13 protein-coding genes are annotated in these 13,155 nt (G+C 62.4%); 6 read left to right on the plus strand and 7 right to left on the minus strand.

Annotated features, from left to right (window positions below; translation table 11 throughout):
* Window positions 1-1,118 precede the first annotated feature (1,118 nt).
* A complete protein-coding gene (locus tag AC0L26_RS01280) occupies window positions 1,119-2,042 on the minus strand; it encodes a hypothetical protein (protein WP_473630888.1) in 924 nt (307 codons plus the stop codon).
* A 376-nt stretch (window positions 2,043-2,418) separates the two neighbouring features.
* Between AC0L26_RS01280 and AC0L26_RS01285 the strand changes: the two genes are divergently transcribed.
* The gene (locus tag AC0L26_RS01285; protein ID WP_473630889.1) at window positions 2,419-3,201 is read left to right on the plus strand and encodes a class I SAM-dependent methyltransferase; all 783 of its coding nucleotides are present in this window, start codon (window positions 2,419-2,421) and stop codon (window positions 3,199-3,201) included.
* Window positions 3,202-3,302: 101 nt separating this feature from the next.
* On the opposite strand, the gene AC0L26_RS01290 is transcribed toward AC0L26_RS01285, so the two are convergent.
* Window positions 3,303-4,217, minus strand: coding sequence for a LysR family transcriptional regulator (locus AC0L26_RS01290; RefSeq protein ID WP_473630890.1), 915 nt, complete (start codon window positions 4,215-4,217; stop codon window positions 3,303-3,305).
* Between the two features lie 100 nt (window positions 4,218-4,317).
* Here AC0L26_RS01290 and AC0L26_RS01295 point away from each other — a divergent pair, with 100 nt between their 5' ends.
* Together AC0L26_RS01295 and AC0L26_RS01300 are read left to right on the plus strand one after the other, a co-directional pair.
* A complete protein-coding gene (locus tag AC0L26_RS01295; RefSeq protein WP_473630891.1) occupies window positions 4,318-4,641 on the plus strand; it encodes a nuclear transport factor 2 family protein in 324 nt (107 codons plus the stop codon).
* Entirely contained in the window at window positions 4,638-5,417 is a 780-nt protein-coding gene (locus AC0L26_RS01300) for an SDR family oxidoreductase (protein ID WP_473630892.1), read from the plus strand. The genes AC0L26_RS01295 and AC0L26_RS01300 overlap by 4 nt, the downstream gene beginning before the upstream one ends.
* Window positions 5,418-5,441: 24 nt before the next feature.
* Here AC0L26_RS01300 and AC0L26_RS01305 read toward each other — a convergent pair whose 3' ends face one another.
* Window positions 5,442-5,912, minus strand: coding sequence for a MarR family winged helix-turn-helix transcriptional regulator (locus tag AC0L26_RS01305; protein ID WP_473630893.1), 471 nt, complete (start codon window positions 5,910-5,912; stop codon window positions 5,442-5,444).
* 142 nt (window positions 5,913-6,054) lie between these two features.
* Between AC0L26_RS01305 and AC0L26_RS01310 the strand changes: the two genes are divergently transcribed.
* On the plus strand, window positions 6,055-6,849 hold the full coding sequence (locus AC0L26_RS01310) for an alpha/beta fold hydrolase (RefSeq protein WP_473630894.1): 795 nt from the start codon (window positions 6,055-6,057) through the stop codon (window positions 6,847-6,849).
* A 342-nt stretch (window positions 6,850-7,191) separates the two neighbouring features.
* Here the strand turns inward: AC0L26_RS01310 and AC0L26_RS01315 are convergent, their stop codons facing one another.
* Window positions 7,192-8,502 carry a hemolysin family protein gene (locus tag AC0L26_RS01315; RefSeq protein ID WP_473630895.1) on the minus strand — a complete coding sequence of 437 codons (1,311 nt, stop codon included), beginning with the start codon at window positions 8,500-8,502 and terminating at the stop codon, window positions 7,192-7,194.
* Between the two features lie 76 nt (window positions 8,503-8,578).
* Window positions 8,579-9,493 carry a LysR family transcriptional regulator gene (locus AC0L26_RS01320; protein ID WP_473630896.1) on the minus strand — a complete coding sequence of 305 codons (915 nt, stop codon included), beginning with the start codon at window positions 9,491-9,493 and terminating at the stop codon, window positions 8,579-8,581.
* 165 nt (window positions 9,494-9,658) lie between these two features.
* Here AC0L26_RS01320 and AC0L26_RS01325 point away from each other — a divergent pair, with 165 nt between their 5' ends.
* A complete protein-coding gene (locus AC0L26_RS01325) occupies window positions 9,659-10,771 on the plus strand; it encodes a Gfo/Idh/MocA family protein (protein WP_473630897.1) in 1,113 nt (370 codons plus the stop codon).
* A gap of 31 nt (window positions 10,772-10,802) precedes the next feature.
* Here the strand turns inward: AC0L26_RS01325 and AC0L26_RS01330 are convergent, their stop codons facing one another.
* Window positions 10,803-11,510 (minus strand): LssY C-terminal domain-containing protein, encoded by a 708-nt coding sequence (locus tag AC0L26_RS01330; RefSeq protein WP_473630898.1) that lies wholly within the window; start codon window positions 11,508-11,510, stop codon window positions 10,803-10,805.
* A gap of 113 nt (window positions 11,511-11,623) precedes the next feature.
* On the opposite strand from AC0L26_RS01330, the gene AC0L26_RS01335 reads away from it, so the two are divergent.
* Window positions 11,624-12,343, plus strand: a complete 720-nt coding sequence (locus AC0L26_RS01335; protein WP_473630899.1) for a gamma-glutamylcyclotransferase — start codon at window positions 11,624-11,626, stop codon at window positions 12,341-12,343.
* A 1-nt stretch (window position 12,344) separates the two neighbouring features.
* On the opposite strand, the gene AC0L26_RS01340 is transcribed toward AC0L26_RS01335, so the two are convergent.
* Window positions 12,345-13,145: an extensin-like domain-containing protein gene (locus AC0L26_RS01340; RefSeq protein WP_473630900.1), complete on the minus strand. Its 801-nt coding sequence runs from the start codon at window positions 13,143-13,145 to the stop codon at window positions 12,345-12,347.
* Window positions 13,146-13,155: the final 10 nt, after the last annotated feature.

The following is a 13,155-nucleotide window of genomic DNA, read 5'->3' on the forward strand; positions in this document are numbered from 1 at the left end:
GGGGCCCTCATCCCGCCCCCCCGGGGGCCCTCCGCCCGGCGCGGGTGTGTGGCGGGCCGCGCCCCGGCATGGGGGGGGGGGGGGCTTTGGGCCCCCCCCCCCGGGGGGGGGCGGGGGGGGGGGCGGGCTGACAAACTCACACTCGCGGGCATGGGTTGATTTCCGACCCAACTCAAGCGACTTCGGCAGCGCGCCGTGCGTCCCACTTACAGGTACAGGCCTGGAGCTACTTTATTGCAGTGACCCTGCCTGCCGTATTGAGGCGACAGCCGACTTGCGCCCGCCGAACTTCGATGCCGCCTTGTCTTGCGTAGTCTATTCGCACCTCGATCGGCGCCGTGAGTGCGCCTCGGCGTTGACGCAAGGCGCCTGCGCTTACCGCGTGCACACCGACGGCGCCAAGCGGCGTCGCAGCGGATATGATCGCCGCGCGGCAGGCTCGCACGACCTGAGCTGGCGTACCCGGTTTCGATTTCAGGGGTCCCAGAGATCCCAAGGGATAGCCCCTGGTGGAGTCACCCTCACCGGCTTTGGAAGGCCTAAGCACGGGTGGCAGGGCCATCCGTTGCCTGTTGGTCTTGGCAGAGGCAGTGGCCGTCGTGATTGCGGCCGGACTACCGGGAGCGGTAGCCGATCCGTTTTCGGCGGGCGGATGGTCGCCCACTGTCGAAGGGCTGCCGCTGGCACTAACGCCTGCGCCGACGGACACGTTACCTGTGCCGACCGAAGCTCCAAGGTTTGCTCCACTCGCACCGCCGACGCTCGTGCCGACCCCCACAGATGCGCCTTGCGAACCTGCACTCACGCCAGCACCGAGCCCGAGACCGCCGACGCTCGTGCCCACCCCCACAGAGGCGCCTTGCGAACCGGCGCTCACTCCAGCACCGAGCCCGAGACCGCCGACGCTCGTGCCAACCCCCACAGATGCGCCTTTCGAACCGACGCTCACGCCACCACCGACCCCGAGACCGCCGGCCTTACCGCCTAAACCTGCGTCAAGCGCCGAGGCAGGCCCGATTGCGATCCCGATCGTCAGCGCGGCTGCGACGTACTTTTTCATTTTCATACTCCCTCGGCATCCATTTCACGCGCTAGTCTTCACTGGCGTAGGTCGAGCTTTACATTGGTCGCGTCGGGAGCAATGCGGCGGGAAGAGCGATGGTTGCCGGCAGAACAGGATGGCGTGACTTTTGGACCTTCACTTTCTGTTTTTTCGGCAAGCCCGGTTTACGGGCTGGTTGGACGCCCGAACGCGATAGCGTACTTGCAAGTGGGGTACGTGATTTCGGCGCGCGCGCCACCACAGTGCGACGCTTCTCCTTGACGATGTCGATGGCCTCACGCGCGGCACTGAGGCTGCGTGCTAGACCGATGCCCCTTTGACGCTCTTTCTCCAGCGCCGCACTCAACGCTGCCGAGATCTGCTTTGAAGCGTCGCGTTCCTTTCGAACAATATCGAGGTCGCGTACGGCTGCATCTGCTCGTTCGCGTTCCAGTTCGAGTGCTTCTCCAGCTTGCTTTAGAGCGGTCTCGGCCACCACTCGGTCTTTTATGGCGTTGGTCTTCTCGACCGCGGCCAGGTTTGCGCCTGTCTTAAGAGCGTCGATAGTTTGGCGAGCCGTGGTGAGTTCTTGTTCCAAGAGTTCAACCTTGTGCCTTTCCTCATCAAGCGTTCGCTTCGCAGCCACTTGAGAGGCTTCAATAGACGCGTGCGCTCCGGCAGCCTTCTCGCGGTCCCAGAGAATGGCTTCGGCCCTAAAGCGTTCGATAACGCGCTGCGCGCTCTCCAGCGCTTCGTCTATTTGCTGCTGCTCTTTCAGGGTTTGTGATTGCTTAGCCAGTTCCGCTCGTGCCGCGGCCAATTCGCGGCGTAAGGCTTCTTCGGATCCGAGCGCGCCAAGTTGCGCCTTGCCCGGTTCTTGCGAAACCGCGACCGGCGAGCTGTCGTTAGCAGCAGCGATCTCTGACGCTTCTGGCGCCACCTGACTGTTTGCCGGAGATGCCAACAGCAGAATGAGGAATAGCGGAACGAGGTACAGCATGGCGGCCCTGCCATGTGTGGCGTGAAGGAAAATCAAAGGCGGTGGTTTAATGAAGGTGAAGTCACAGCGGCGACATCTTGACCTGGTGCTCTGCACATGACCCATCACTGAAACTCACTGACCGCGGCTCACCGCTATTTTATTCTCCACTTACTGCACGCCGCGGCACTGGATGACGCGCCACCTCAAGGTTATCTCCGATTTCCTGTTTTTCGTCATTCGAACGAACGAAATTTTGTTCATTTACTCTGGGAGTTGTTACTCCTGAGAGTTGTCTGAAATTCCGAAAGGCAGCCTGCTCAAATGCCGCAGGCCATATTGCCGCGCGCTTCGGCCCTGAGTTAGGTTGGCCATCCCGCCAAGACAGGTACAGGTGATGGCTTTCAATCGCGCTGATTTCTACGACGCGGAGTTGCGAAAGCACAACGAACACTTTCGTGCTGCCGTCAACGCCGGACCACGCGACCGCGTGCTCGATATTGGCTGTGGTGCAGGGCAAACCACATGTGACGCTGCTCGCATGGCCGTCAAGGGAAGCGTGATCGGTATCGACGTATCGGCAGAGATGCTTGAGGTCGCTCGCGAGCGTAGCTCAGAGCAAGGGTTACGGAACGTCAGGTTTGAACAGGGCGACGCTCAGGTCCAGGCGTTCCCCGCGGATCATTTCGACCTCTGCATCAGCCGATTTGGGGTGATGTTCTTTGCCGATCCGGCCGCTGCGTTCGTCAACATTGCGCGGGCGATGCGGCCGGGCGGGCGCTTGGTGTGGATGGTGTGGCAGAGCCGGGAGCGCAACGAATGGGCCACCGCCATTCCGAGCGCGCTAGCTCCGGACTCGGTCGCTCCTGTGAGCGCCAATGGCGCGTTCTCACTCGGCGATCCCGCTGCCGCCACCGGCGTCCTGACCGCGGCCGGCTTTGCGTTCATTGACTTTGCCGAGGTCCATGAGCCGGTCTTCTATGGTCCGGATGTCGATGCAGCGTATGACGCTGTTATCGGCTTCGGGTTTGCGCAGGAAGCACTGGCGGGCGTCGGCGCGGCGGCGGCTGACAAAGCGTCGCAGAGGCTACGCGCCTTGCTGGACGCGCACTTGACTGCCGACGGTGTGTTTTTCGACGCGCGTGCGTGGATCGTCACCGCTCAGCGGGCGAGCGAGTAGTCACGAGCGGTCCGTGCCATGTCCGAACGGAGCGGGCCAGCGGCGGCGTTGGTTGGCCGAATAGCCTGAATGACCGCTTCAGGCGCAAAGCGGCACGGCGCTTATAGAGCCGTGTTTCGGCCTTTTGAGCCGAGTTCCCGTGCTAGCTCAACGAATGCTCTGTGCGCCGCGGATGGATTCCGTCGTCCCGGGTAATAGATGCAGAGTTCGTCGGTAGGCGGCATCCATTCCTTCAGAACGCTGATCAATCGCCCTGCCTCAATATCCTCGCGCACGTCACGTTCCATTACGTAGCCCAGCGCCACGCCTTCGAGCACTGTGCCGCGGGACAGGCTTGCCTCATCCAAAGTCATCGGTCCGTTCACATCGATCAAGAGCGGTTCACCATCCTTCTCGAAGCGCCAGCGAAAGAGCGCGCCATTCGGCAGCCGGATACGGAGACACCTGTGTTGAAGGAGGTCAGTCGGCGTGGAAGGCGTACCATAGCTTTTGAAATAGTCGGGCGAGCCTATGACCACATTTCTCTGCGGCCGACCCAGCGAGATCGCAATCATGTCACTCGGCACGAGGGTGGCGCGACGCACGCCCAGGTCGAAGCCTTCCGCGACAATGTCCAGGAGCCGTCCCTCGGTCACCAGATCGATATGGACCTGCGGGTAACGCCTGATGAACTCCAGAAGCAGGGGTGAGAGGATCTCTCGCGCGGCAGTGGCATAGGAATTGATGCGGAGCGTTCCCGTGGGGTTTGCCTGCTTTGAGCGCGCTGCATCCATGGCACCGTGGATGTCCTGCAACGCAGGACCGACGTTCTCGACGAACAGGCGACCGGCATCCGACAGAGATACGCTGCGGGTGGTTCTGTTGAACAAGCGAACGCCAAGGTGGGCCTCCAGCTTGCCGACGGCATTGCTAAGGGCAGTCGTCGACATTCCCAGGTCAAGCGCCGCGCCGCGGAAAGAGGATCTGCGAGCAACGGCTACGACAGCTTCCAGATCGTGAAGGCCAGGCCTCGCCATTATCCTACTTTCCGCAATTCGACATCCATATTTATCCCAATTATCCGAACATCGGAATACGCCTACTTGTGGAGCGAACAACCGCAAGAGGAGATGAGAGATGCAACTGCCGCAGGCGATCCAGGCTTATTTCGACGCGGATCGGAAGAACAACTGCGAGGCTCTGCTGGCCTGCTTCGCGCCGGGGGCCGCTGTCCATGACGAGGGCAGCTCCCACTCCGGGCACTATGCCATCGGCAATTGGTGGGAATACTCAAAAGCCAGGTATCGGCACGTCGCCGATCCGGTCGAAGCCCTCACTGACGAGCATGGGACGAAGGTGATCGCCAAGGTCACCGGCGAGTTTCCCGGCAGCCCTGCAAATCTCACCTACGTCTTCCGTCTGATGGGCGACAAGATCGCAGCCCTGGAGATCGGCGCATGAGCGACTTCCTGAATCTATCAAGCAAGCGCGCCCTGATCACTTCCGGCACAAAGGGGGCCGGTGCCGCAACCGTCGACCTGTTCCGCAAACTCGGCGCGCGTGTGCTGACGACGGCCCGCTCGTTCCCCGCGAACTCTTCGGCAGACCTTTTCGTGGCTGCCGATCTTTCCACCAGCGAAGGCTGCTTCACGGTGGCCGAAGCCGTCAAGGATCAGTTGGGCGGCGTCGATATTATCGTTCACATGCTCGGCGGTTCTTCCTCGCCGGCAGGCGGCTTCTCGGCGCTGGGCGACAGTGATTGGCACAAGGAACTCGATCTCAACCTGTTTCCCGCCGTGCGGCTCGACCGAGAACTGATACCGGCAATGATCGCGCAGGGAAGCGGCGTGGTGATCCACGTCTCTTCCATCCAAAGGCTGCTTCCCCTGCCAGAAGCCACGACCGCATACGCCGCGGCGAAGGCGGCATTGTCGACCTACAGCAAAAGCCTCTCCAAGGAGGTGTCGCCGAAAGGCGTGCGTGTCGTTCGCGTGTCTCCGGGCTGGATAGAAACCGAGGCTTCCGTCAAACTCGCCCGACGTCTCGCGGATGAGGCAGGCACCGACGTTGAAGGGGGCAAGAAGATCATAATGGACTCCCTCGGTGGGATCCCCCTCGGTCGCCCCTCAAGCCCGGCCGAGATCGCCAATCTCGTTGCCTTTCTGTCTTCCGATCGTGCCTCTTCGATCACGGGTGCGGAGTACGTAATTGACGGAGGAACCGTGCCTACAGTGTAAAAAAAACCTCCCCTGCTTGCCGGCTCAGGCCGTGTTCCCCCAGACGCCCGTATGTTCATAGATCGCGTCACGCAGCTCCCTGACGTCACGGTTGATCTGGTTGAGATGCGCTGGGCTTTGCCCTGAGGAGGCAAGCAGAGCGTCAGCAAGGCAGCCCGCACGAGATCTGAGTTCGCGTCCCTTATCAGTTAGCGCAACCACGACCTGCCTCTCGTTCGCGGGGTTCCGTGTCCGGCGCAGAAGTCCTGCCGCTTCGAGCCGTTTGAGCAACGGCGTCAGAGTGCTCGACTCCAGCGCGAGCCTTTCGGCGATGCCGCCAACGGTCAGCTCGTCCTCGCGCCAGAGGACATTGAGTACGAGGTATTGGGGATAGGTCAGGCCCAAATCGTCCAGCAGTGGCTTGTACACCCTCTGGATGGCCATGCCGGCAGAGTAGATCGCGTAACAGAGCTGATCGTCGAGCGGCAATGGGTTGTTGGGTTTTTTCGTTGGCATGGTGGCTCTCCTTGGGCCTGATATAGCCTACCCGATCCGAAAAAAGAATATCGCGATAAAAATTATGCTGGACATATCGCAGCTGAAATCGTAGAGAAAGATATCGCGATAATTGTTATCGGATAAGTAAGAGGAGATCAGCATGACTTCCAGGACGACCAACCTTCTGGCCGCAACTGCCGCTGTCGCAGGAATTGCCGCAGCCACGGCCACTCACTCTGCCGAGAGAATTCCCGACAAGCAAACCGTCCAGAACGTGGTGCTGGTGCACGGCGCGTTCGCTGATGGATCGGGTTGGCGCGGCGTCTATGACGAACTGACCGCCCGCGGCTATCGTGTGTCGATCGTCCAGAACCCGCTCACCTCGCTTGCGGACGACGTTGCCGCAACCAAACGCATTCTTGACCGTCAGGATGGACCTGCGGTCCTTGTGGGGCATTCCTGGGGCGGCACGGTGATAACGGAAGCAGGTACCCATTCAAACGTGACAGGCCTGGTTTACGTATCGGCGTTGTCGCCAGATGCCGGTGAGACGACTGCACAGCAGTACGAGGGTTACCAGACCCCGCCTGAATTTGTCATCGAAACTACCGCGGACGGCTTCGGCTTCGTTTCTCCCGACAAGTTCAAGATTGGCTTTGCCAACGACACGATGGATGCTGATGCCGCTTTCATGCGGGACTCTCAGGTGCCGATAAACATGTCCGCCTTCGCAACCAAGCTCGAGCATGCCGCCTGGCGAAGCAAGCCGAGCTGGGCAGTAATTGCAACCGACGACAAGGCCTTCGATCAGCGTATGTTGCAAGCGATGGCGAAGCGCATCGGCGCGACAATCACGGAGGTCGCGGCAAGCCATGCGGTCTTTATGACCCAGCCAAAGGCCATCGCTGACGTGATCGACGAAGCTGCCCGCAAGGGATCTGTCGAAGCGCGATAGTTCGGCCACCCGCCGTGTGCGGACATTTCGAGCTTTCAGGTGTCAAAACGAAAATACGGCCGCCGGGTGGGTCATCCGGCGGTTTAGTTTCGAGAGTGTTTTCTCTCCAATGTCGGCAGACCACTGCCGGTCGTCTCCTTGAGGCGGCAATCCGGCAGAGGACTGCGCCGGCACTTCTTCGCCACGGCCGAGGCGGTCGCGGAATGTCCGGTGTCAGGCTAATTCGGATATCGCCGAAACGACCGAGTTTGAGGCGCGAAGCTGCTTATGCCGGTGACGGTATGGCGGCCCGCCACGGGCCGAGAGCTGGCACTCGAACCGGTGTATAAATCGTGTCGTTTGTCACCGCACGATTTCGCGATGGCCGCCGGGCAGGCGCGTGGCGATGAGCTTGTCGATACGGCGGCCGTCGAGGTCGACAACCTCGAAACGCCAGCCCTGCGCATCGACGCATTCGCCGGTCGCCGGCAGATGGTGCAGGTGCGACAAGACGTAACCGGCGACGGTCTCGTAGTCGCGATTCTCCGGCAGGTCGATGCCGAGAATGTCCGCCATCTCGTCGGCTTGCATATACCCGGCGAGCAGCCACGAGCCGTCCTCGCGCTTGACGGCGTTTTCCTCGTCGCCGGCGTCGAGATCCGCGCGGAAGACGCCGGTGATGGCTTCCAGTATGTCGGCCGGAGTGACGATGCCTTCGAAATGGCCGTATTCGTCATGGACCAGCGCCATCGGCACGTCGGATTCCTTGAGTGTCGAAAGGACATCCAGCGCGTCGGCCTGGTCGTGGACGATGGGAGCGGCGCGCACGTGCCGGCGCGGGTCGAGCGCGCGACCGCCAAGCATCGCGGCGAGCACGTCGCGGGTCTGAACAACGCCGATCATGGCGTCGACGCTGCCATCGCCGGCCGGCAGGCGCGAATGCTGGGTTTCCATCAGGAGCTTGCGGATCGCCGCATCGTCGGCCTGCAGGTTGATCCAGTCGACCTCGGTGCGCGGCGTCATCACCGCGCGGACGGCGCGGTCGCCGAGCCGCATGACGCCGGCAATCATGCGCCGTTCGTCCGATTCGATGGTGCCGTGATGTTCTGCCTCGGCGACCAGCATCTTGATCTCCTCGTCGGTGACCTTCTCCTCGCTTTCACCGCGTTGGCCGAGCAGCCACAGCATGGCGCGGCCGGAGATGTCGAGCAGGAACACCAGCGGTGCCGAGACGGCGGCAAGGATGGTCATCGCCGGAGCAACCCTGGCGGCGACGCGCTCCGGATCGCGCAGCGCGATCTGCTTGGGCACCAATTCTCCGATGATCAGCGAAAAGTAGGTGATGAGGGCGACGACGATGCCGACGCCGATCGGATCGGCAAGGCTTTCGCGGATGCCGGTCGATGCCAGGAACACGGACAGCCGTTCACCGAGCGTGGCGCCGGAAAAGGCGCCTGACAAAACACCGACCAGGGTGATGCCGATCTGCACCGACGACAGGAATTTGCCTGGATTGGAGCCGAGCGCCAAAGCGCGTCCGGCACCCGTGACGTTGCGGTCGATCATCGCCTTGAGGCGGGCAGGCCGTGACGAGACAATGGCAAGCTCGGACATTGCCAGAAGGCCGTTCACGCAGATGAGGACGACCACGATAGCGATTTCAGCGTAAAGCATGAGGGGTCAATAGCATTGCGGCGAGGTCTTCGAAAATAGAGGAGCGTCATTTTTCGTGGCGGCGGAGGCAACCATCTCACGCGGCATCCCATGGCGGCGAAGAAAAATGCTCGATCAGGGCGTCGACGACGACACGGACTTTTGGCGTCAGGCTGCGTGTCACCGGCCAGACGGCATGCACGACGATATCTTCGACGAGACAGTTCGACAGGACCGTCTCGAGTTCGCCGCTCCTGAGGCTGTCGGCCGCCAGCCAGGTCGGCAGAAAAACGATGCCGCAGCCGGCAAGGGCTGCATCCAGCATCGGTTCGCCGTGACCCAGGACAAGCCGCGCCCTTGGCACGAATTTTCCAACGTGGCCGTCAGCATGCCTTACGGTCCAGGGCCGGACAACGCCGTCGCGGCCGTAGCCGACGACGCTGTGGTCGGCGAGATCCTCGATCGATCGCGGCCGGCCGTGTTTTTCGAGATAGGCGGGGGCTGCGCAAATGGCCGAGCGCTGGGCGTAGATGCGGCGTGCGGCGAGCGACAGGCTGTCATCGAGATCGCCCATGCGGACCGCCAGATCGATGCCTTCCTCGATCAGATCGACGCGCCGGTCGTTAAAAGAGATTTCGATCGTCAGATCCGGAAATTGCCTGGAGATCTCGAAAAGCACGGGTGCCACGCATCTGCGGCCGAAGGCCAGGGGAACGTCAACACGAAGCCGGCCGGAAGGCACCAGCCGACGTGCGGCCAGCAATGACTGGGCGGCTTCAATTTCGGACAGCGCCCTGACGCAGGCTTCGTAGTAGCCCAAGCCTTCGCTGGTTGGGCTCAGGCTGCGGGTCGTGCGATTGAGCATGCGAACGCCCAATCGCTGTTCCAATTGCGCGACCGCCTTGCCGACCGCCGATTTGGTCACATGCAGCCGCTGACCGGCGGCGGTGAAGCTGCCGGCCTCGACCGTCCGTACGAATGCGAGGACGCCTTGCAGGCCGGCTGGTTCCAACGCCGCTTTCCATTTGTAGATTTTTTCTCGTCAATCTGTTTCCGAATATGCAGCATGGAAGAGCTTTATTCCATAGTGAAACGGCATAAATGTCCGACGTAGCCAACTGCCGATCTCGCAATTTTGACGGCAAAGCCAAGACTGCATGAAGGAGAACCGAACACCATGCCAGGACAACGCCTCAAAGTCGGCATCGTCGGACTGCAGCCGGGCAGGAGCTGGGCGGCACGGGCCCATATTCCTGCGCTTAATGCCCTATCGGAGAGCTTCGAGATCGTTGGCGTCGCCAACACCAGCCTGGCCAGCGCCGAAAAGGCGGCCGGCGCGACCGGGCTGCCGCGGGCCTTCGCCAGCGTTGCCGAGTTGATCGCGGCGCCGGAGATCGACATCGTCACTGTCACGGTGAAGGTGCCTCCTCACCTGGAGATCGTGAAAGCGGCGATCGGCGCGGGCAAACACGTCTACTGTGAATGGCCGCTTGGCAACGGGTTGGCCGAGGCCGAGGAACTCGCCGCGCTTGCTCGGTCCAAGGGGGTCCTGGGCGTGGTCGGAACCCAAGCGCGCGTTGCTCCCGAAATTGAGTATCTGCGACATCTGATCGCCGACGGGTTCGTCGGCGAGGTGCTGTCGACCACCCTGGTCGCGCGGGGCGGCGGCTGGGGAGGCTCCATCTCCGAAAAGAAGACCTACGCCTATCTGCTGGATCGCGCCAACGGCGCCACCATGCTGACGATCCCGGTGGGGCACACGCTGGCGGCGCTCAGGGATGTGCTCGGCGACATCGCGGAGGTATCCGCGGTGCTGGCTACGCGGCGGCCCATGGCGCTTGCCGTCGATACCCGGGAAACGCTGCCCGTGTCCGCCCCGGACCAGGTGCTGGTCAATGGGGTCCTCGCCAGCGGCGCGCCGCTTTCCATCCATTATCGCGGCGGCGCGGCGCGAGATGACAACGGCCTGGTCTGGGAGATCAACGGCACGGAAGGCGATATCCTTATATCGGGTCTCTCCGGCCACACGCAGATGGTGCAGCTTTCCCTCAAGGGCGCGCGGAACGGGGAGAAGGTGTTCCGGCCGCTGGAGGTCCCCGCCTCATACCGTTCCGGCTGGCCGGAGGATGTGGAGCCGGGGAACGTCGCCCGCGTTTATGCCAGGATGGCTAGGGATGTGCGCGAGGGTACCCGCTCGGCGCCGAGCTTCGAGGATGCGGTCGCAGTGCATCGGATCATCGCCGCGATCGAGAGAGCAGCCGAAAGCGGAAGCCGCACCACGCTGGCGTGATCGGGCCGGCCAAGGATCGCCAGCGACGCGCCTATGGCAACTGGCTGAGCACGCCTACCACCGCCTTGCCGTCCGTGAAATAGGGGTCGCCACCGCCATTGCGCCCGGCCTTTGTCGCACCGATGCCTGGTATCTCGCTGGTCGAGGTCAGCATGCCTGCGGCAGACAGGTCGCGGATCAGGAAGTCGCGTTCGGCGTCGATGTCGGGACCGATATGGTGGGTGATCGCGCCGGTGTCGTGGCTGAGGCCGACGCCGCGATCGAAGCTTGCCGAACCCAGCCAGAGCGGCCGGCCATCGTCTCCGGTCGAGTCGGTCTGCCAGAAGCGGACGTGATGACGGCGGTCGGCACTGTCGCCGACCGGCTTCTCGAAGGCCAGGTCCTGGGCACGGCCTTCGAACAGCAATTGGCTGACCGGCGCGTCGGGATAGGGCCGATCGAACAGCACGCTTTCGCCGATCTCGATCGCGGTCTTCAGCGTGATGGCGTCGGCCGTATCCCATCCGGCGACGGCGAAGGCGTGGACCAGCTCTTTTTTGGTACCGACAAGGCCGACATTGATCGGATCGCCCGCAATGCCTTGCGGCGTGCGCGTCACCATCTCGAAGCGCTGCGAGCGGAAGTTGCGGTCCCGCAGGGTCCAGAATTCCGGCGCGGCGAAGTAGGCGAGCACGAGATAGCCGGCACAGAACGCCACCAGCCAGGTCGTTGCGCGTCGTCGAAGGCTTCGTCGGCTCATGATTGCCGCCCAATGGTGGCGAGTATCTCTCTCGCGATAGCCCCCGGAAATCAATGGCTATCGATGTACGGCCAATCTATCTTCGGTCGTCGTCATTGGGGACGTTGGGCAAGATGAGCCGGAAGCCGATAACCCGCAAGTCAATGGCTTTGACTGCCGAACTTGTCGCTCGGGTCGAGCGGATCGAGCCGGACCCCGGCCCTGAACCCGGTACCAGCGAGCATACAGACGCGGAGTTCGACGATCTGGTCGAACGTCTGCTTTCCGAATACCGGCCCGAAACACTGTGGGTTTTTGCCTACGGCTCGCTGATCTGGAATCCCGAATTCACTCACATCGAACAGCGCCCGGCCAGAGCGCCGGGGTGGCACCGCTCATTCTGCCTGAAGCTGACCCGCTGGCGTGGAACCCGCGAATTGCCGGCGCTGATGCTGGCTCTTGATCGGGGAGGCAGTTGCAATGGTATCGTCTACCGGCTGCCAGCGGAAGACCATTTCGGACAGCTCGGCCAGTTGATGCGGCGCGAAATCGATGCGAACCCACCAACCAACGTGCCATGCTGGATTACGGTCCGCACCCAGGATGGGCCGCTGCGTGCCTTGGCCTTTGTCGCCGCGCCGGACGGCAGGGCTTATGCCGGACGCTTGCCGCTTGATGAGGTAGCGCAGACGCTGGCGCGCGCCGCCAGGCATTGGGGCTCATCGGCGCAGTATCTGTTTCGGACCGTCAGCAAGCTCGAAGAAAGCGGCATCCGGGACAGGAATCTGTGGCGCATCCAGGATTTGGTAGCACAGCAAATCGCCGCTTCCACAGGCGCCACCCTGCGCGTCTGATCTAGCGGCAGGCGCGGTAGCCGTTCTTGCGGTTCTTGATGTCGAAATGGAAATGGTTGCGGTGGTCGTAATTGTAGCCGGGGCCGAGCACGGTGGTGAAATACTGACAGCCGTCGGCGCGCACCGTGTTGAGGAAGCCGCGCGTGCGGAAGGCGAACAGGCCGGGCTTGCGCACGTCGATGTCGTTGCCATTGCTGAGCTCGATGCTCATGATGTCGAGGGCGTTGCCTTTGCCGTGCTCCGACAGCACGCCTTCGCCGGCGATCCTGCGGCAGGAATAGCTCGAGCCCTGGCGGATGGTCTTGACGCCGGAGAAATAACGCCAGCGGGCCGACGGGACCAGTTCGTTCCTGGTCCAGCCGGCGAAGGTGGCGGCCATGTCGCAGGTCAGCGTCGCGGCCGGTTTCATCTGGATGCTGCCGATGGCCGAGACCTTGACCGGATAGTCGATGCCGCACTGGCCTTCCCGGATCGGCGCAAGATCGGTGTAGACGGCGCCGAGGCGTTTCAATTCCTTGCGGCAGTCGATCTCGCTGGCCGGCATCTGTTCGGTCGGCGCCATCGGCTCGTCCATCCGCGGATAGGCGGCGGTCATGTATGGGTTGGACGGAACGAGGCTCTGCATGCCTGCGTATTTCGGAACGGCTGATGTCTGGCTGCCGACATCGACCGCCGGTTCCAGCGAAAGCACGCTGCCGGTGGTGCAGGCCGAGATCGCCGCAATGGCAAGCGCGCCGGCAACCATGCGCGCGCGTCTGGTTTGCCGCACGGCGACAAACGCTGCGCGAAATATCCCGGCCATTGGCAGGTTC

This window comes from Mesorhizobium sp. WSM4823 (assembly GCF_055811195.1).